Below are 17,328 nucleotides of genomic sequence, written 5' to 3'. Positions count from 1 at the left end.
CCCATCTGAACAATTCGCGCTCCGTCTACCGGGCGTAGGCGTCGCGCAATTCGCGTTTCAGCACCTTGCCGATCGGGCTGCGCGGCAGTTCGTCGACGGTGGTGATCGCGCTCAGCCGCTGGGTCTTGCCGACCTTGGCGTTGCAATCGGCGCGCACGCTTTCCGCATCGGCGCCGGGTTTCAGCACAACGAAAGCGACGGGGGTTTCGCCCCACTCCTCGCTCGGCATGCCGACCACCGCCGCTTCGACCACGCGGTCGTCGGCGAGCAGGATCGCCTCGAGGTCGCTCGGGAAGATGTTGAACCCGCCCGAAATGATCATGTCCTTGGCGCGGTCCATCAAGGTCAGGAAACCGTCCTCGTCAAAGCGGCCGATGTCGCCATGACGATAGAAGAGATTCCCTTCCGCATCGTGCCAGTGCATGGCCTTGGTCGCATCGGGGCGGTTGTTGTAGCCGGTCATCATCGCCGGGCTGCGACCGACGATTTCGCCGACCGACCCTTGCGGTAATTCCTGGCCCTCTTCGTCGATGACCTTAGCGATATGGCCCGGTGCGGGCTTTCCGACGGTGTGCAGCTTGTCGGGGAATTGATGCGCCTCGAGGATGAAGGCCGCGCCGCCTTCGGTCATGCCGTAGATTTCAACGAGGCCGCCCGGCCAGCGCTTCAGCACATCGGCTTTGAGTGCGGCGGCGAAGGGCGCCGAGGTGCAATATTTCATCACGAAGCTGGACAGGTCGAAGCGGTCGAAATCGTCGAGCGCCATGATGCGGCGATACTGGACGGGAACGAGCATCGTGTTGGTGGCGCGTTCGCGCTCCGCCAGCTCCAGAAAGCCGCGCGCATCGAATTTCTTCATCAGCACGACCTGCCCGCCCGAACCGACCGTCGGCAGAAAGCTCGCCATCGTCGTGTTCGAATAGAGGGGCGTCGACAGGATCGTCACCGCGTCCGGGCCATAGGCCGGGACGCCGCGCTGGATGTGCTGCCAGCGCATCGCGTGACTGTGAACGATCCCCTTCGGCGTTCCGGTCGTCCCCGACGAATAGATAATATTGAACCCGTCGAGCGGATCGATCGCGACCGCCGCAGGCGTGGTGCCTGCGGGCGCCATCCATTCGTCCAGCGCGACGCCGACGTCGCTGCCGTCCATCGCGATGCGATCGCTGGCGGTGACGGTCTGGCCTTCGAGGCTTGCCGACGCCGTGCTGTCGAGGAACAGGTGACGCGCCCCGGTATCAGCGATCATCGCCGCCATCTGTTCGCCCGTGGCGCTGTTGGTAATCAGCCCGGCAACGCCGCCGGCCCGCAGCGTGCCGAGAATGACCGCCATCTGTTCAACGCTGTTCAGGCCCGCAATCGCGGTCCGGTCGCCCTTCGCCAGTCCGTCCTGCTGCAGCCGCGCGGCGATTCGGTCGACCATCTGATCCAGTTCGGACCAGCTCAATCGCCGCGCCGGGTCTGCGGCCGCTACGGCATCGGGACGTTCGGCGGCGTGGGCGCGAACGAGGTCGGGCAGGGTGGCGAAGGTGCTGTCAAGCAATTCGATACTGGTCATGGCTACCGGTTAGCACAGCAGGGGGGCGGTGCAATGCCGGTGGGGCGGCGGCGCGACAACAAGTTGCGTCACGGCAGGGGCGAACGATGCATCCATCGGGGATGGCGGCAGAAAGCGACACGAAGTTGCTCGTCGCCCTCTATCATCCGGAGCCTGCCGTGGCGGCACGGATCGCCGCGACGGTGGTCGCGGCGGGCTGTGCGGTCGACATTCTGCCCGACCCCGACGCGGGGCTGCGCCCCTGGCTCAGCCAGTGTTTCGATCTGTTGCTCCTGGGCTCATCGGCTGGCGCCGCGGCGGCCGATGCGCTTGCGGCCGTCCGTCTCGCGCGCTCGGTCGCAGGACGCCGGCCGCTTTTCGTTTTGACCGATCGCGATTCGCCCGCCGCCCGGCTGACGGCGCTTGCCGGCGGCGCCGACGACGCGCTCGGCTGGCGCGGCAACCTGCCCGAGGTGGCGGCGCGGATCGCGGCCTTGCTCCGGCGCAGCCAATTGGCCGCCGGGCAGCTTGGTGCGGGCGATCTGCGCATCGACCTGATCGACCGCCGCGTCGAGCGCGCCGGAAAGCTGATCCGCCTGCCGCAGCGCGAATTCGACCTGCTCGCCCATCTCGCCCGCGTTCCCGGCCGCCCGATGTCGCGCGCCGCGCTGCTCAAGGCGGTGTGGCGGATCGACTTCGATCCCGGCACCAACCGCGTCGAAGTTCATGTCGCGCGGCTGCGCGCCAAGATCGACCGCGGCTTCGACTGGCCGATGCTGCACACGATCAAGGGCGAAGGCTATGCGCTGCACCCGCATCGGGGCGTGCTCGGTCTCCCGGCGCGCCAGCCTTAGCGGGTATTGGTAAATTTGGGCAACTGCAGGCACCCGGAGGATCACATTAATTGCATCGTCATCCCGGCGCAGGCCGGGATCTCGACCTAACGGAATAACGCACCGGCGAGATCCCGGCCTTCGCCGGGATGACGAAAATGGAGGGCGGCAGCTTCCCACCTCGAAGCCGCCAAATCCCCTCAGTCGTCGTCCATCGCGGGCGACAGCGATGCGTCGAGGTCGCGGGGTCGGATGAAAGCGACGAAACGCGCGCTCTTCGTATTGAGGTCGCGCCAGTCGGCGATGTCGAGTTCGAGGCGGGCGAGCGCCGATGTCGGTAGCTTTTCCTCGACTTTGGCGCGCAATTCGTCGTCGGGCGATTCGGGGACGAGTTCGAGGATCAGATCCTCCAGCCCCGGATTATGGCCCGCGATCAGCAAATTCTGCGCGTCCTTGCCCATGTCGCGGATTACATCGATCAGCGTCGCCGACGAGGCAAGATAGATGCGGCGGTCCCAATCGGGTTCGATTGCATCGATTCCGGCGGCGGGTTGAAACAGATCGAGCGTTTCGGTCACGCGCACCGCGGGCGAGGCGATGATGCGGTCGATCGCCATCGCCTGCCGCCTTGCATATTGGCCAACGAGTTCGGCGCCGCGACGGCCGCGCGCGTTGATCGGGCGGTCGAAGTCGCGTTCGACGGTCGCGTCCCAGCCCGATTTCGCATGACGCAGGATAGTCAAAGTCTTCAAAATCTCTCCCCGCGCCGCTGCGCCAGCCCCCGAGCCCAATAGCCTTGCTGCGCTGCCTTCTGCCGGAAACTCATGACGGTGAAAAGGCAGCAAACGCTCTTTTTCGCTGTTCGCCGTTCGCCGCCGCAACATGGTTCACAACCTCGTCGAGCGGCAGGCGGCGGATCGGCGTCCCGGCGGGAAAAGCGCTGAGCAGCCGCGACGGAAAGCTGGGCGACAGCATGACGAACTGTCCGAAATCGTCGGCGCGGCGGATCAGGCGGCCGAACGCCTGCCCGATGCGCGCCCGGATGACGGCGTCGTCATAGGCGCCGCCGCCCTGCGCCGCGCGCCGCGCCGCATGGAGGATGGTGGGGCGCGGCCACGGCACCCCCTCCATGACCACGAGCCGCAACGATTCACCCGGCACATCGACCCCGTCGCGAAGCGCATCGGTGCCGAGCAGCGAGGCGTGCGGATCGGCACGGAAAATGTCGACCAGGGTGCCGGTGTCGAGCGGATCGACATGCTGGGCATAGAGCGGCAGTCCGGCGCGCGCGAGCCGGTCAGCGATGCGGGCGTGGACGATGCGCAGCCGGCGGATCGCGCTGAACAGGCCGAGCGCACCGCCACCCGACGCCTCGATCAGGCGGCTGTAGGCGCCGGCGAGGGCGGGGAGGTCGCCGCGCGCAATATCGGTGACGATCAGCACTTCGGCCTGCCGCGCATAGTCGAAGGGGCTCGGCACCGCGAAATGCCGGACGCCGCCGTCGATGTGCCGCGCCCCGGTGCGGATGTCGGCGTCGGACCAGCCGCTGCCTGCATCACCGCCCGCCTGCGCGCCGCTGCGCAACGTCGCCGAGGTGACGAGCACGCCCTGCGCCGGCGCATAGACGATATCGGCGACGGGGCGCGCCGGATCGAGCCAGTGGCGGTGCAGGCCGATATCATATTCGCGCCCGTCGAAACGGTCGACCGCGAGCCAGTCGACGAAGTCGGGATCGGCCGGGCCGCCGACGCGCCCGAGCAGCGACAGCCACGCGCCGAGCGTGTCGATGCGCGTGCCGAGGCTGGCGCGGGCGCCGTCGACGCGGGCGCGGGCCTGTCCGTCGAGCCAGTCGGGCGGATCGTCGACCAACGCGTCGAGCCGCTTGCCGAGCGCCATCAGCGGCCGCAGCAGCGCCTCGATCGCATCGCTCGCGTCGGCGGCAGCCGCCACCAGATCGGGGCCGGGATCGGCAAGTTCGGTTTCCAGGCCATAGCCGCTGTCGGCATTTTTCGGATCGGCGCCGCGTGCATAGACTTGCCCGCGTGCGGCGACGAGCAGCCGCTCGATCGCGCCCCAAGCGCCGTTCTCGGCGATGCGCGCGAGCCACCCGTCGCCGGGAAGCTGGCCCGCCGCCTCGATCGCCGCCTGAATCGCCTTGTCGCCGGCCTCGTCATAGCTTGCGACGTCGGCCAGCCGCGCCGCAAGACCGCGGCGGCGGCCGCGCGACTTGCCCTCCGGCCCCAATACCCAGCGGCGGATCTCGATCGCTTCCTGCCCGGTGAGCGCGGCGGCGAACATGCTGTCGGCGGCGTCCCACAGATGGTGGCCTTCGTCGAAGATCAGCCGCGTCGCGGGGGCGCCGCCATCACGCGGGCGCGCGGCCTGCACCATCGTCAGCGCATGGTTCGCAATGACGATGTCGGCCTGCGCTGCCGCGCGGGTCGAGCGTTCGATGAAACATTTGCGGAAATGCGGGCAGCCCGCATAGATGCACTCGCCGCGCCGATCGGTCAGCGCGGTCGTGCCGTTGCGGCGGAACAGCGCGGGCAGCCAGCCGGGCAGATCGCCGCCAACCATGTCGCCGTCGCGCGTATACGCCGCCCAGCGCGCGACGAGCTGCGCCAGAACGGCCGCGCGGCCCGAAAAGCCGCCTTGCAGCGCATCCTCCAGATTGAGCAGGCAGAGATAATTTTCGCGTCCCTTGCGCACCACCACCTTTTCGCGGTGCGTCCGGGCATCGGGGTACAGCCGCTCGGTCTCGCGCGCCAGCTGGCGTTGCAGCGCCTTGGTATAGGTCGACACGCAGACGCTGCCGCCCGACTGATCGATCCATTGCTTGGCGGGGGCGAGATAGCCCAGCGTCTTGCCGATCCCCGTGCCCGCCTCGGCGACCAGCATCTGCGGCCGGTCGCGGCGTTCGCGCGGTTCGAAGATCGCGGTGGCGGCGCGGGCATAGTCGCGCTGCCCCGCACGGCGTTCGGCGCCATCACCGGTGAGCCGGTCGAGCCGGGCGGTCACATCGTCGGGATTGACCGTTACCTGGCGCGGCTGCGGGCGCGGGGCAGCTTCCTCCCATTCGGGCAGCCGCGCGAACAGCCAGCGCTCGCTGCGTTCGGGCGCGCCGATGCGCGGCTGCAGCAGTGGCGCCCACGGCCAGCGCTGGCGCGACAGCGCCTGCAGGCCGTGCCACGCGCCCTCGCGCTCGGGCCACGCGGCATCGCCCGCGCGATCGAGCATCGCTGCGGCGGCGCGCGGCAGGAACGCCGCAACATCGGCTTCGCTATCGGGCGGGGCGATGCCCATCGCGGCGGCGATCCCCGCCGGTGTCGGTACCGCGAAGCGCGCGGGAAAGAGGAAGGCGAAGAGTTCGAGCAGATCGAGCCCCGACAGCTCGGGGTAGCCGAGCCGGTCGCCCGTCAGCGTCGCGCCGAGCAGGACATGCGGGGTTGCGGCGACCGCCGCGATCGCTTCGCCGCGTCCGACGCGCTGGACGCGGCCCGATGCGTCGGCGATCCAGATGCCGACATGGCTCGCGTGGATCGCGGGGAGGGAGAGCGGATCGGGCGCCATTGCCCCACGCTAGGCACAAAAGGCGAACGCGGCAAGGCGGGCAATCGATGCGACACGCTTTCGGGTTGCAGCGGCGTGAAAAGCGACCATCTTTCGGCGGGAGATTGATGAGAGGGGCGACACAATGGGTGAAGAGGCTGCGATCGGCGCGGTGGTCGACGAAATGTATGCGATGATTTCGGGCCCGAAGGGGCCGCGCGACTGGTCGCGCCAGGATAATTGCTTCCATCCCGAGGCCCGTCAGATCCGAACGGGCGTCGATGCCGATGGCCGCGCGATATTTCGTAGCATGGGCCTCGCTGACTATGCTCGCGATACGACGCCCTTCTTTGCCGAGAATGATTTCTTCGAGCTCGAAATTGCCCGGCGGATCGACGTACTCGGCAACATGGCGCACGTATGGAGCGCTTATGAAGCGCGTTCGGCGCTCGACGACTCACCGCCAGAGAGGCGCGGCATCAATTCGATCCAGCTATTCAAAGACCCCGAACGCGGGTGGCGTATCATGGCGATGATCTGGGACAATGAGCGCGACGGCGTCACCATCACGCCCTTCTGATCGCTCAGCTCAGCCCGCGCCGTCCGAAACCTGGGCTGCGGTTTGACAGAAATATCTGCGCAGGATGTGCGCCGGCGGCGCCGCGCGCGCGTTCGAGCGCGTTAAACAGCGGTCCGTGCGACAGCTCGTAGGGAAAGCGCACGCCCATGCGGTCGAATTCGGACCACATGACGATCGCGTAGACGACCTGGCCACCGTAGTGGATTTCGCAGCGGGATCGCGCCGGCATGCTCGCGCCGTCGATGCGGGCGCCGCCTTCCGAAAGGTCGCAGATGCGCCCTTCGATCTGGTTGAGCACGCCGTTGACGATCACCTCGATGGCGACCGGGGTACGCTTGTGAGCGCGGGTGATGGGAGTGTGGGGACTCGTCATGGCCCGAGGCTAGGACGGACGTGGTTAATTTGGCGTAACCATGTCTGGCGCCGTTCCGTTGCGGCGGGCGGACAATTTTGCCTTTCGATTCGGGGGCGCTTGCCGCTATGGGCGCCCCATGACCGATTTGCACCTTCATCCTTCGCTGCGCGAGCCCGCGCAAACGTCCAAGGCCTGGCCGTTCGAGGAAGCGCGCAAGCTGATCAAACGCTATCCCGACGGCAAGCCCGGCGGCGCGCCGGTGCTGTTCGAAACCGGCTATGGCCCCTCGGGCCTGCCGCATATCGGCACCTTCAATGAAGTGCTGCGCACAACGATGGTGCGGCGCGCTTATGAAACGCTGACGGGCGGCCTGCCGACGCGCCTCGTGGCGTTCAGCGACGATATGGACGGGCTGCGTAAGGTTCCCGACAATGTGCCGAACGGCGACATGCTGCGCGAGCATCTGGGTCGGCCGCTCACCGCGATTCCCGATCCGTTCGGCAAGTATGAGAGTTTTGCGCATCACAACAATGCGATGCTGCGCGAATTTCTCGACCGCTTCGGCTTCGAGTATGAATTCGTTAGCTCGACCGAACGCTATCGCTCGGGCGCGTTCGACGAAGCGCTGAAGAATGTCCTGCGGCACAATCAGGATATTCTCGACATCATGCTGCCGACGCTGCGTGCCGAGCGCGCCGCGACCTATTCGCCGATCCTCCCGGTGAGCCCCAAGTCGGGGATCGTGCTGCAGGTGCCGGTGACGGTCGTCGATGCCGATGCGGGGCTCGTATCGTTCGAGGATGAGGGCGTGACGATCACCCACAGCATCCTGTCGGGCGGTGCCAAGCTGCAATGGAAGGTCGACTGGGCGATGCGCTGGGTCGCGCTCGGCGTCGATTACGAGATGTACGGCAAGGATCTGACCGACAGCGGCATCCAGTCGGGCAAGATCGCCAAGGCGCTGGGCGGACGCAAGCCCGAGGGGCTGATTTACGAAATGTTCCTCGACGAAAAGGGCGAGAAGATTTCGAAGTCGAAGGGCAATGGCCTGTCGATCGAACAATGGCTGAGCTATGGCAGCGAAGAGAGCCTGGCTTTCTACGCCTATCGCGAGCCGAAGGCGGCGAAGCAACTTCATATCGGCGTCATCCCGAAGGCGGTCGACGAATATCTGCAGATGCGCGGAAGCTATCCGGCGCAGGAACCCGACAAGAAGCTGGGGAACCCCGTGCATCACGTCCATGTCGCGCGCGGCGAAGATGTGCCCGACGCGGTGCTGCCGGTGACCTTCGGGCTGCTGCTCAACCTTGTCGCCGTGATGGGCGCCGATGCGGCGAAGGACCAGATCTGGCGCTACCTCGGCCAATATGTCGCGGGCGCCGACGCAGCGACCTGGCCCGAGCTCGACCGGTTGATCGACAATGCGATGGCGTACAACCGCGACTATGTCGCCCCGACGCTGAAGCGCCGCAAGCCTGTGGGCAGTGAGGGCGCTGCGCTCAAGGAACTCGACGACCGGCTTGCCGCGCTTTCCGCCGATGCGTCGGCCGACGACATCCAGAACATCGTCTATGAGATCGGCAAGAGCGAAGCCTATGGCTTTGAAAATCTGCGCGATTGGTTCAAGGCGCTTTATGAAACGCTGCTCGGGTCGAGCGCAGGTCCGCGCATGGGCAGCTTCATCGCGCTGTTCGGGATCGACAACACGCGGCGCCTGATTGCGGAAGCTTTGGCATGATCGACATCTTCACCACCGGCGGGACGATCGACAAAGTCTATTTCGACGCGCTGTCGGAGTTCCAGATCGGGCCGGCGGCGATCCCCGACATGCTGCGAGAGAATAATGTTCATGTGCCGCACCGCGTCACCCAGTTGATGCGCAAGGACAGCCTAGAACTCACCGACGCCGACCGCGAGGCGATCCGCGCGGCAGTCGCCGCGAGCGATTCGGCGCATGTTCTCGTCACGCATGGCACCGACACGATGGTCGTCACCGGCCGGGCGCTGGCGGGAATTGCGGGCAAGACGATCGTGCTGACCGGCGCGATGCAGCCTGCGTCGGTGCGGGCGAGCGATGCCGAGTTCAATGTGGGCTTTGCGCTGGCGGCGGTGCAGACGCTGCCGCCCGGTGTCTATGTCGCGATGAACGGCATGATCTTTGATCCCGAGACCACGGTAAAGGATCGCGCGGGCGGCCGTTTCGTCGCGGCGGGCGAATAGCGCCGACTGTAACCTCGCGCGCGCGCCTCCGAATATAGGAGCATGGACGGACATATTGTCCCTCCATCCCGTCTTCGGAGGATAGCATGACCAACACGAAATTCGCCGCTGCCATTGCCGCTTCGGCCACTGCCCTCGCACTCGCCGGCGCCGCTCTGGCCGCTCCGGCGCCTGCCGGCAGTTCGGGCGCCGCGGTCGGTGCCAAGGACACCGTGCATTGCTATGGCGTCAACAGCTGCAAGGGTACGGCTGACTGCAAGACCTCGGCCAACGAATGCAAGGGTCAGAACGAATGCAAGGGCCATGGCTTCAAGGCCATGACCGCCGCTAAGTGTCTGACCGGCGGCGGCGTCATCGGCGACCTCGGCTGATGCCATTCCCTCCCGCACGGCGCTCCGGCTCCGTGCGGGAGGAATTAATCGAGCCCAATCATGCCTCAAGATCAGCGGATCGCGATCCCGTCGCCCGGCTTCGGTTTGGGACTGCGCCCCGTCCATTATCCCGATTTCCTGGCGCGGCGCCAACCGGTCGAGTGGCTGGAGATCATATCGGAAAATTATATGGTGCCGGGCGGACGCCCGATGGCGACGCTCGACCGGATTCGCGCCGATTATCCGATCGTCATGCACGGTGTGTCGCTGTCGATCGGGTCTGACGAGCCGCTCGACCACATCTATCTGTCAGCGCTGAAGGCGCTCGCCGATCGGGTCGATCCGCTTTGGATTTCGGATCATCTGTGCTGGACCGGGATCAACGCGCATAACAGCCATGATCTGCTTCCGCTGCCCTATGATGCACCGACATTGCAGTGCGTCGTCGACAATATCGGCCGCGTGCAGGATTATCTGGGGCGGCGCATTCTGATCGAAAATCCGTCGAGCTATGTCAGCTTTCGCGCCTCCGATCGCAGCGAATGGGATTTTCTGGCTGAAATGGCGGAACGCGCCGACTGCCTGCTGCTGCTCGACGTCAACAACATCTACGTCAGCGCGCGCAACCATGGCTTCGATCCGCTGGACTATCTGAGCGGCTTGCCCGCCGGGCGTATCCAGCAAATCCATCTCGCGGGCCACAGCGACATGGGCGATTATGTCATCGACACGCACGATGCAGCGGTATGCGATGCGGTATGGGATCTTTACGCCCGCGCCATTGCGATGGTCGGCCCCGTCGCGACGATGATCGAACGCGATGACGACATTCCGCCGCTGGCGGCGCTGTTGTCCGAACTCGAACGGGCCCGCAAGCTGGCGCAGTCGGCGCTGGAGCCGGTCGGTGGCTGACGCACTGTACGCCATCCAGCAACGCTTTCTTGCCGCGATCATGGGCGAGGACGTGGATGCCGAAGCCCTGATCGTCGATGACGCGCGAGTCGGCGCGGCCCGCCGGATCGGCATCTATCGCAACAATTACCGCGCGAGCCTGACCGGCGTCCTCGCCGATCATTTCGAGCGGCTGCATGCCTATCTGGGCGATGCGCAATTCGGCCATATCGCCGATGCCTATGTAAAGGCGCACCCGTCGACGACACGCAATCTGCGCTATTATGGTGCTGCGTTGCCCGACTTCGTCGCGCATCATTTTCAGGAAGACGGCGAACTGGCCGAACTTGCCCGGCTGGACTGGGCGCTGCGCCATGCCTTCGACGCGCCCGATACGCCGCCACTCGATGCCGGCGCGATCGGCATGCTCGGCGAGCAATGGGTCGGGGCCGGCCTAGCGCTGCATCCCTCGGCGCGGCTGCTCGCGATGGACCATAATAGCGCCGCGCTGTGGAGCGCGCTCGACGCCGGCGAAGCCCCTCCGGCGGTTGCGGTTCTTGCAGCTCCCGTGGATGTGCTGGTGTGGCGCAACGGACTCCAGCCGCATTTTCGCAGTCTGGCCGCGGTCGAGGCGGCTACGCTGGTGCGGATCGGGCGCGGCGCCAGTTTCGCGGATATCAGCGCGCATTTAGTGAACGAAGTTGAGGAAGCGACCGCCATGGAAACGCTGGCTGCGCTGCTCGCTCGGTGGCTGGCCGACGGCGTGCTGATATTGGCCGATCAGGCCGCAGCGGTAACTTGACGCAGCACCGCAGCGTAATTCGGCGCGATGGTCATCGCATCATGCTTGCCGGCGCGGCCGAGCGCGGCATGGACTTGGGGCAGGCGATAGCAGGGCACGCCCATGAAGAGGTGATGCTCGGCATGATAATTCACCCAATATGGCGCAACCGTCGCGCGCGCGAGCCAGCCGGCATGCGTCGTGCGCGCGTGGCTGAAGGGATCGTCGCTCCCTGTCGCGGTGCAGGCATGTTCGGCGATGTTACGGATGCGCAGATAGAGCTGAAAGGTCGTCGCCAGTCCGGCAAACCAGAGCAGATAGGGCGTCCAGCCGTAGAGCAGCAGCGACGCCGCGAGCAGTATGGCCTGAACGAGCAGAAAGCGGCCGACAGACCGCGTAACCGTCATCGCGCCGGCAAGATCGTCCATGGGCGATGTGACGCCATCGTCGGATTGCTTGTTGAAAGGCGTTCCCGCCTTGGTGCTCGCCCTTCTTTTCTCCGCCCGTTCGCCGCGAAGCATCGCCCTCAATCCCACGAAGGCGAAGCGGAACTGGGCGATGCGTTGTTTGAAAAATGTCTGTCCGGTCAGGTCGCGGACGATCTTGCGCATCAGGCTGGCGCGGGTGGTCGGGAATGGCTTGGACAGCGCAAGGTCGGGGTCTTCGGTCTGCTGCGTATATTTGTGGTGCTGGAGATGATAGGTGCGATAGGCGATCAGATCCGATCCGACCGCCGCTCCGGTGAGCCACTGTCCCAGGAAATTGTTGACCTTGCGATTGGGGTGTAGCGCGCCATGTGCTGCATCGTGCATCAGGATCGCAAAGCCGAGCTGGCGTCCGCCGACGATGATGACGGCGAGCGGCCAGGCCAGGGGATTGCCGCTCCACGCCGCCAGGCCGATGGCAGCGACGCTGACGATCCAGCCGTGCGCGACGAGCCAGATACCGTACCAGGCGGAGGGCTTGGTGATGGCCGCCCACTGCTGGCGGTCGAAAAAGCGATCGGGCGGCAAGAGGCGGACGGCGGGCATGCCCCGGTGTAACCCGTTGCGAAGCGAAACCCAACCCCTTCCATTTTGGCACAGCAATGGGGTTAACGATCCGCCCGCGGTAAGGATTTGGAAACCCCGCCGGCGACAGAGCGGTGGGCGGGACCAGATAGCGGGATTGGCGAACACATTGGGGGTCAGGCACAGCATCAGCCGGGGCGCAAGCGGCGGGTCGTCCGACGACGAATCGCTGTTGCAGACACCCGAATTCGTTGGGCGCATGATGCGCGTCGCGCAGCTGTGGCACTATGTGCTGATCGGCCGGACCGTGGCCTTCTTCGCTTTTGCTTTCGTCCCCGGCCTGTCGGGTTTCCTATCGCATCCGCTGCAATGGGCCACATTGGTTGCCGGACTGCTGTGCGATGTCGCGCTTACCGTTATCGGCCAATGCTCGCGCTTGCGCTGGGCGCATCGGATCGAATGGCTGCCGACGCTTGCCGCCGCCTCGCTGGCGCTGGTCGGCGCAGGAACATTCTTCGTTTCAATCGGCACCTTCGCAGCGCTCGGGACGCCTGACGCACTGTCCCACCTCGATGCCTTTTCGGCAATCCGGCTGGGTACCGTCCTCGTAGCCGCGGCCGCGGCGGCGATTGTGCGTCCGGCCTTCTTTGCCTTTGCCGGCGGCACCGCGATCGGTGGCGCGATCGGGATCGCATCTTGGCCGTTCGGGATTGCGGGCATCATCTTCCTCGGCATGCTGGTCGTGATGATGCGCGAGGATATCCGGCATCAGCGGCGCGCGACGCGCGTGCGCCGCCAGTCGGGAAGCGAGCAGCAGCGGGCGCTTGGACTGATGCGCGATTTCGAGCGCGCCGGACGCGGCTGGTTCTGGGAAACCGACCGCAACGGCGACCTCGTCTATATTTCGCCGACCGTCGCGGCGAAGCTCGATCGGCCGGCCGAAGACCTGCTCGGGCGCCCCTTTACCGACATGATCCGCAAGCGCGGCGGCGCCGACGAGAGCGAGGAGCGCACGCTGGGCTTCAGCCTGTCGTCGCGGACGCCGTTCAACGACCTGACGGTCCAGGCGGCGGTCGCGGGCGAGGAGCGCTGGTGGTCGATTTCAGGCCATCCGATTTCGAACGCGCTCGGTAATTTCCAGGGCTTTCGCGGCAGCGGCACCGACCTCACCGAAAAGCGCAAGTCCGAACAGCAGATCAATCAGCTCGCGCGGTACGACACGCTGACCGGCCTCGCGAACCGCCTGCACATCACCGATCTGCTCGAGCGCGCGCTGAAGAATCATATCGGCCAGGCGCAGCCCTGCGCGCTGTTGCTGATGGACCTCGACCGGTTCAAGGCGGTCAACGACACGATGGGGCATCCGGTCGGCGACCAGTTGCTGCAACAGGTCGCGGCGCGGCTGACGCAGGTCGTCGGCGACAAGGGGCAGGTTGGTCGACTGGGCGGCGACGAGTTCCAGATCGTGTTGCCGCAGATCACCCAGGTCGAAAAGCTGGCGGGGATCGCCAATGCGATCATCCTGAGCCTTGCCAAGCCCTTTCTGATCGAAGGCGAGCGCATCCGCATCGGATCGTCGATCGGCATCGCCATTTCGGAAAGCGACGGCATCGGCTCGTCGGCGCTGGTGCGCAACGCCGACCTTGCGCTCTATGCGGCGAAGGACGCCGGGCGCGGGGTTTATCGCTTCTATGCCGACGCGATGCATAACCAGGCAAGCGAGCGCAAGGCGATCGAAGATGCGCTGCGCGATGCGCTGGCAAAGGACGAACTGAAGCTGCTTTACCAGCCGATCGTCAACGTCGGCAGCGAACGGATCAGCGGCTTCGAGGCGCTGATCCGCTGGCAACAGGGCGGCGATGCGATCATCAGCCCGTCGAAATTCATCCCGATCGCCGAAGAATCGAACCTGATCGTTCCGATCGGCGAATGGATCATCCGCACCGCCTGCGCCACGATCGCTCGATTGGGGCCGGGGTATCGCGTTGCCGTCAATGTGTCGCCGCGCCAGTTTGCCAATGAAAAACTGCCCGCGACGATCCTGAGCGCGGTCGCCGCGGCGGGCATTCGTCCCGATCAGCTTGAGCTGGAAATTACCGAAGGCGTCTTCCTCGACGAAAGTCCCGAAAATCTGGAGATGTTCCAACGGTTGAAGCGCACCGGGGTACGGCTAGCCCTCGACGATTTCGGCACCGGCTATTCGGCGCTCGGCTATCTGAAGAAGGCGCCGTTCGACAAGATCAAGATCGACCAGAGCTTCGTGCTCGGCGCGGCCGATCCCAGCAGCATGAATGCCGCGATCATTTCGTCGATTGTCGGACTGGCGACGGCGCTCAAGATGGAAACCACCGCCGAGGGGGTCGAAACGCACGACGATCTGGCGCTGATCCGCGGCCTCGGCTGCAGCCATGTCCAAGGCTATATCTACGGCAAGCCGATGACCGTCGAGGAAGTGCTGGCTTTGCTCGCCGACGGCAATGGCAAGGCGGTCGCGCAGGGTTACAAGAGTGCGCGCGAAGCGCGGATGCGGACCTTCCGGACGATCCAGATCGCGAGCGGCGGCTATCGCTATGAAGCGATTGTGCGTAATCTGTCGTCGCGCGGTGCGCTGATCGAAGGTTTGTGGAATGTCCCCGAAGGAACGTCGCTGTTGATCGAATTTGGCGCTGATGTGGTGATGGACGCCGAAGCGCGCTGGTCCGACGGGAACCGCGTCGGAGTCCGTTTTGCACAAGTGGTCGACATCGGCGCGCTGGTTGGCGGCGCCGGGGCGAAGGAACGCCGGACAGGCGGGCGGATCGACCGCGCCGCCTGATCTCCTGTCGTCAGTCGGCGATACGCCCGCGCGCCATCACCCAGCGCACATGTTCGAGGGTCGTCACATCGCCGAGCGGATCGCCATCGACCGCGATCATGTCGGCGGACATGCCCGGCGCGATGCGGCCGATCTCGTTTTCCATCGACAACAACCGGGCGGCGGTGGTCGTCGCGCTCGCCAACGCCTCGCGCGGGGTCAGCCCCGCCTTGACGAGCAGCGCGAACTCGCCCGCGTTGCGGCCATGTTCGAACACACCGGCGTCGGTGCCGAAGGCGATCGGCACGCCCAGCGCCTTTGCCCGCGTCACGGCCTGACCCACGCGGCCGAGCGTCATGCGGACCTTTTCCTCGACAGTGGGGGTGTAGATGCCCTTGCCGAGCCGTTCGCGCACGCCCTCGAACGCCATCAGGGTCGGGACGAGATAGGTGCCCTTGGCCTTCATGACCTTCAGCGCGGCATCATCGGCGAAGGTGCCATGTTCGATGCTGTCGATCCCGGCGGCGGCGGCCGCTTCGATGCCGCGCTCGCCATGCGCATGCGCCATGACCTTGAGGCCCAGCGAGTGGGCGGTATCGGCGATGCTGACGAGTTCATCATTCGAGAAATGCGCACCAAGGCCGCGGCCCTGCTGCGACAGGACGCCACCGGTCGCGGTGATCTTGATGACATCGGCGCCGGCGCGCGATGCCTTGCGCACCTTTTCGGCGCATTCCACGGCGCCCGTGCAGGTATAGCCCTGATCGAGTATAGCGTGGACATCTTCGCGGAAGCCCGTCACGTCGCCATGGCCGCCGATGATCGACAAGGGCACACCGGCGGCGACGATCCGCGGTCCTTCGATCAAGCCTTCGGCGGTGCCGCGGCGCAGCGAGAAGGCGGTATATTGCGCCGACCCCGCCTCACGCACCGTGGTGAAGCCGGCGCGCAGCGTGATCGCGGCATTTTTGACGCCGACGACAACGCCCCATTCGTCGGGATCGACCGCTTCGTTGCGGAAATCACCGCCTGGGTCGCCGGTCAAATGAACGTGGAGGTCGATCAGGCCGGGAAGCAGCGTCTTGTCGCCGAGATCGATGACGTCGGCACCCGCCGGAGCGGCGGCGCGGCCCGGCTCGATCGTCATGATCCGGCCATCGGTGACGGTCACGGTCGATGGGCCAAGCGCGGGCTTATCGGGATCGGTGATGACGCGCGCGGCATAGACGAGCGTCGTCTTCGCTTCGGCGGCAACCCCGCCCAGCATGGCGGCAACCGCCACGGCGGCGAGCAGGCTTTTCTTCAGCATGATGTCTCCCCTGTCTTTCGCCCACCGTGGCGCGACCGGAGCGCGAGGGCAAGGGGAGGGTGCATAAAAGAAGGGCCGGACGAACCGGCCCTTCAGTTTGGCTTCTGATAACCGAAAGGAATATTACCAGAAGAAGTCGTAGATCACGTCGACGACCTGACCCGTGTAGGTGTTCACGAGCAGCGCATCGTCATAATAGCGCACCCAACGATAGGGGCCGTAAGCGGGCGGCAGGCGATAATAGCCGGGATCGTTGATCCAGTACCGCTGGCTGTAGAAGAGCGAACCCAGCGAAAAACCGATGCTGAAGCGCGTGTAATTGCGGCCCCGGTACGGGTTGTAATAGCGCGGCATCCGGTAATAGCTCCGGTTGTGGTCGCGATAGCTGCGCCAGTCGTAGCGACGGTCGCTGCGCCAGCTGCGGTTCCAGTTGTTGCTGCGCCGATTGTCGTAACGACGGTCGTTATCATAGCGCCGGTTGTTATCGTACCGGCGGTGGTCGTTCCGGTCATAGCGCCGATTATCGTCACGATCGTAACGCCGGTCGTTCCGGTCATTATCCTGACGATAGAAGCGCCGGTCGGGCTGGCCGCTGCGATCGCGGCTGCGGTCATTCGTGCTACCGCGCTGGCCTTGCCATTGCTGGCGCTGGCCGTCGCCGCGCTGACCCTGCCATTGCTGCGGGCGCTGCGTATCGCTGCGCTGTCCCTGACTCGGCTGCCCCTGCGGCGCGCGCCGGTCGGTGCGGTAATTGCGCTGCTGCGGCTGGGCCTGCGGTTGCGGTGCCGGCTGGGCGGTTCGGTTCTGGCCGCGATTGCCGCCGTTCCAGTCGCCACGGCGGCCATCGGTCCCGCGCGAACCGCGGTGGTCGCCGCGATCGCCGCGCTGAGCAATCTGAATCCGCTCGCCATTCGCCTGTGCGGCGGCGGGCGCGATGGGGGTGAGGATCGTCGCTGCGATCAGCAATCCTCCGAATGTCTTCTTCATCTCGGCACACTCCAGATCCATGTCCCATGCGGCACCCGGCCGATCGGGATGATGAATCGGAAATTACCGCCGGTCAGATGAGTGAGCGCTGAACCGGACTGTTGCCTGTCG

The 17,328-nt window shown here is 65.7% G+C and carries 15 protein-coding genes; 8 read left to right on the top strand and 7 right to left on the bottom strand.

The annotated features are described in order from the left end of the window. Positions 1 to 25: 25 nt before the first annotated feature. On the bottom strand, positions 26 to 1,558 hold the full coding sequence (locus ATE59_RS12745) for a class I adenylate-forming enzyme family protein (protein WP_058812707.1): 1,533 nt from the start codon (positions 1,556 to 1,558) through the stop codon (positions 26 to 28). A 101-nt stretch (positions 1,559 to 1,659) separates the two neighbouring features. On the opposite strand from ATE59_RS12745, the gene ATE59_RS12740 reads away from it, so the two are divergent. Next, a complete protein-coding gene (locus ATE59_RS12740; RefSeq protein WP_082657423.1) occupies positions 1,660 to 2,391 on the top strand; it encodes a response regulator transcription factor in 732 nt (243 codons plus the stop codon). Between the two features lie 179 nt (positions 2,392 to 2,570). Here the strand turns inward: ATE59_RS12740 and ATE59_RS12735 are convergent, their stop codons facing one another. Further along, positions 2,571 to 3,122, bottom strand: coding sequence for a SixA phosphatase family protein (locus tag ATE59_RS12735; RefSeq protein WP_058812706.1), 552 nt, complete (start codon positions 3,120 to 3,122; stop codon positions 2,571 to 2,573). Positions 3,123 to 3,192: 70 nt separating this feature from the next. After that, positions 3,193 to 5,940 (bottom strand): ATP-dependent DNA helicase, encoded by a 2,748-nt coding sequence (locus tag ATE59_RS12730; RefSeq protein ID WP_058812705.1) that lies wholly within the window; start codon positions 5,938 to 5,940, stop codon positions 3,193 to 3,195. A 124-nt stretch (positions 5,941 to 6,064) separates the two neighbouring features. On the opposite strand from ATE59_RS12730, the gene ATE59_RS12725 reads away from it, so the two are divergent. After that, entirely contained in the window at positions 6,065 to 6,499 is a 435-nt protein-coding gene (locus ATE59_RS12725; RefSeq protein ID WP_058812704.1) for a hypothetical protein, read from the top strand. Positions 6,500 to 6,503: 4 nt separating this feature from the next. Here the strand turns inward: ATE59_RS12725 and ATE59_RS12720 are convergent, their stop codons facing one another. Beyond that, positions 6,504 to 6,872 carry a PilZ domain-containing protein gene (locus ATE59_RS12720; protein WP_058812703.1) on the bottom strand — a complete coding sequence of 123 codons (369 nt, stop codon included), beginning with the start codon at positions 6,870 to 6,872 and terminating at the stop codon, positions 6,504 to 6,506. Positions 6,873 to 6,990: 118 nt separating this feature from the next. Here ATE59_RS12720 and ATE59_RS12715 point away from each other — a divergent pair, with 118 nt between their 5' ends. The 5 genes from ATE59_RS12715 (at position 6,991) to ATE59_RS12695 (ending at position 11,138) form a co-directional block, all read left to right on the top strand. Then, positions 6,991 to 8,592: a lysine--tRNA ligase gene (locus ATE59_RS12715; RefSeq protein ID WP_058812702.1), complete on the top strand. Its 1,602-nt coding sequence runs from the start codon at positions 6,991 to 6,993 to the stop codon at positions 8,590 to 8,592. Continuing rightward, positions 8,589 to 9,074 carry an asparaginase domain-containing protein gene (locus ATE59_RS12710; protein ID WP_003047656.1) on the top strand — a complete coding sequence of 162 codons (486 nt, stop codon included), beginning with the start codon at positions 8,589 to 8,591 and terminating at the stop codon, positions 9,072 to 9,074. Before ATE59_RS12715 ends, ATE59_RS12710 begins: the two co-directional genes overlap by 4 nt. 86 nt (positions 9,075 to 9,160) lie before the next feature. Further along, positions 9,161 to 9,445, top strand: a complete 285-nt coding sequence (bufA2, locus tag ATE59_RS12705) for a BufA2 family periplasmic bufferin-type metallophore (protein ID WP_003047653.1) — start codon at positions 9,161 to 9,163, stop codon at positions 9,443 to 9,445. A gap of 60 nt (positions 9,446 to 9,505) precedes the next feature. Continuing rightward, positions 9,506 to 10,357 carry an MNIO family bufferin maturase gene (gene bufB / locus ATE59_RS12700; protein WP_058812701.1) on the top strand — a complete coding sequence of 284 codons (852 nt, stop codon included), beginning with the start codon at positions 9,506 to 9,508 and terminating at the stop codon, positions 10,355 to 10,357. After that, a complete protein-coding gene (locus ATE59_RS12695; RefSeq protein WP_197409175.1) occupies positions 10,350 to 11,138 on the top strand; it encodes an HvfC/BufC N-terminal domain-containing protein in 789 nt (262 codons plus the stop codon). The genes bufB and ATE59_RS12695 overlap by 8 nt, the downstream gene beginning before the upstream one ends. On the opposite strand, the gene ATE59_RS12690 is transcribed toward ATE59_RS12695, so the two are convergent. Beyond that, positions 11,117 to 12,148, bottom strand: coding sequence for a fatty acid desaturase family protein (locus ATE59_RS12690; RefSeq protein WP_058812699.1), 1,032 nt, complete (start codon positions 12,146 to 12,148; stop codon positions 11,117 to 11,119). The two genes, ATE59_RS12695 and ATE59_RS12690, sit on opposite strands and share 22 nt — an antisense overlap. 211 nt (positions 12,149 to 12,359) lie before the next feature. On the opposite strand from ATE59_RS12690, the gene ATE59_RS12685 reads away from it, so the two are divergent. Further along, positions 12,360 to 14,942 carry an EAL domain-containing protein gene (locus ATE59_RS12685; protein ID WP_231737336.1) on the top strand — a complete coding sequence of 861 codons (2,583 nt, stop codon included), beginning with the start codon at positions 12,360 to 12,362 and terminating at the stop codon, positions 14,940 to 14,942. Positions 14,943 to 14,952: 10 nt separating this feature from the next. On the opposite strand, the gene ATE59_RS12680 is transcribed toward ATE59_RS12685, so the two are convergent. Both ATE59_RS12680 and ATE59_RS12675 read right to left on the bottom strand, forming a co-directional pair. After that, positions 14,953 to 16,230, bottom strand: a complete 1,278-nt coding sequence (locus ATE59_RS12680) for a metal-dependent hydrolase family protein (RefSeq protein ID WP_082657421.1) — start codon at positions 16,228 to 16,230, stop codon at positions 14,953 to 14,955. Positions 16,231 to 16,353: 123 nt separating this feature from the next. After that, positions 16,354 to 17,217, bottom strand: a complete 864-nt coding sequence (locus tag ATE59_RS12675) for an RcnB family protein (protein WP_082657428.1) — start codon at positions 17,215 to 17,217, stop codon at positions 16,354 to 16,356. Positions 17,218 to 17,328 lie beyond the last annotated feature (111 nt).

Source organism: Sphingopyxis sp. A083 (assembly GCF_001468495.1).
Lineage (GTDB): Bacteria > Pseudomonadota > Alphaproteobacteria > Sphingomonadales > Sphingomonadaceae > Sphingopyxis > Sphingopyxis terrae.
This window is presented reverse-complemented; position numbering and strand designations above follow the sequence as displayed.

Excerpts from the sequence above, each read along its gene's own strand:
- ATE59_RS12675 (WP_082657428.1), bottom strand. The coding sequence starts at position 17,217 with ATGAAGAAGACATTCGGAGGATTGCTGATCGCAGCGACGATCCTCACC.
- ATE59_RS12715 (WP_058812702.1), top strand. The coding sequence starts at position 6,991 with ATGACCGATTTGCACCTTCATCCTTCGCTGCGCGAGCCCGCGCAAACG.
- ATE59_RS12690 (WP_058812699.1), bottom strand. The coding sequence starts at position 12,148 with ATGCCCGCCGTCCGCCTCTTGCCGCCCGATCGCTTTTTCGACCGCCAG.
- ATE59_RS12680 (WP_082657421.1), bottom strand. The coding sequence starts at position 16,230 with ATGCTGAAGAAAAGCCTGCTCGCCGCCGTGGCGGTTGCCGCCATGCTG.
- bufB (WP_058812701.1), top strand. The coding sequence starts at position 9,506 with ATGCCTCAAGATCAGCGGATCGCGATCCCGTCGCCCGGCTTCGGTTTG.
- ATE59_RS12720 (WP_058812703.1), bottom strand. The coding sequence starts at position 6,872 with ATGACGAGTCCCCACACTCCCATCACCCGCGCTCACAAGCGTACCCCG.
- ATE59_RS12730 (WP_058812705.1), bottom strand. The coding sequence starts at position 5,940 with ATGGCGCCCGATCCGCTCTCCCTCCCCGCGATCCACGCGAGCCATGTC.
- ATE59_RS12740 (WP_082657423.1), top strand. The coding sequence starts at position 1,660 with ATGGCGGCAGAAAGCGACACGAAGTTGCTCGTCGCCCTCTATCATCCG.
- ATE59_RS12725 (WP_058812704.1), top strand. The coding sequence starts at position 6,065 with ATGGGTGAAGAGGCTGCGATCGGCGCGGTGGTCGACGAAATGTATGCG.
- ATE59_RS12710 (WP_003047656.1), top strand. The coding sequence starts at position 8,589 with ATGATCGACATCTTCACCACCGGCGGGACGATCGACAAAGTCTATTTC.
- ATE59_RS12745 (WP_058812707.1), bottom strand. The coding sequence starts at position 1,558 with ATGACCAGTATCGAATTGCTTGACAGCACCTTCGCCACCCTGCCCGAC.
- bufA2 (WP_003047653.1), top strand. The coding sequence starts at position 9,161 with ATGACCAACACGAAATTCGCCGCTGCCATTGCCGCTTCGGCCACTGCC.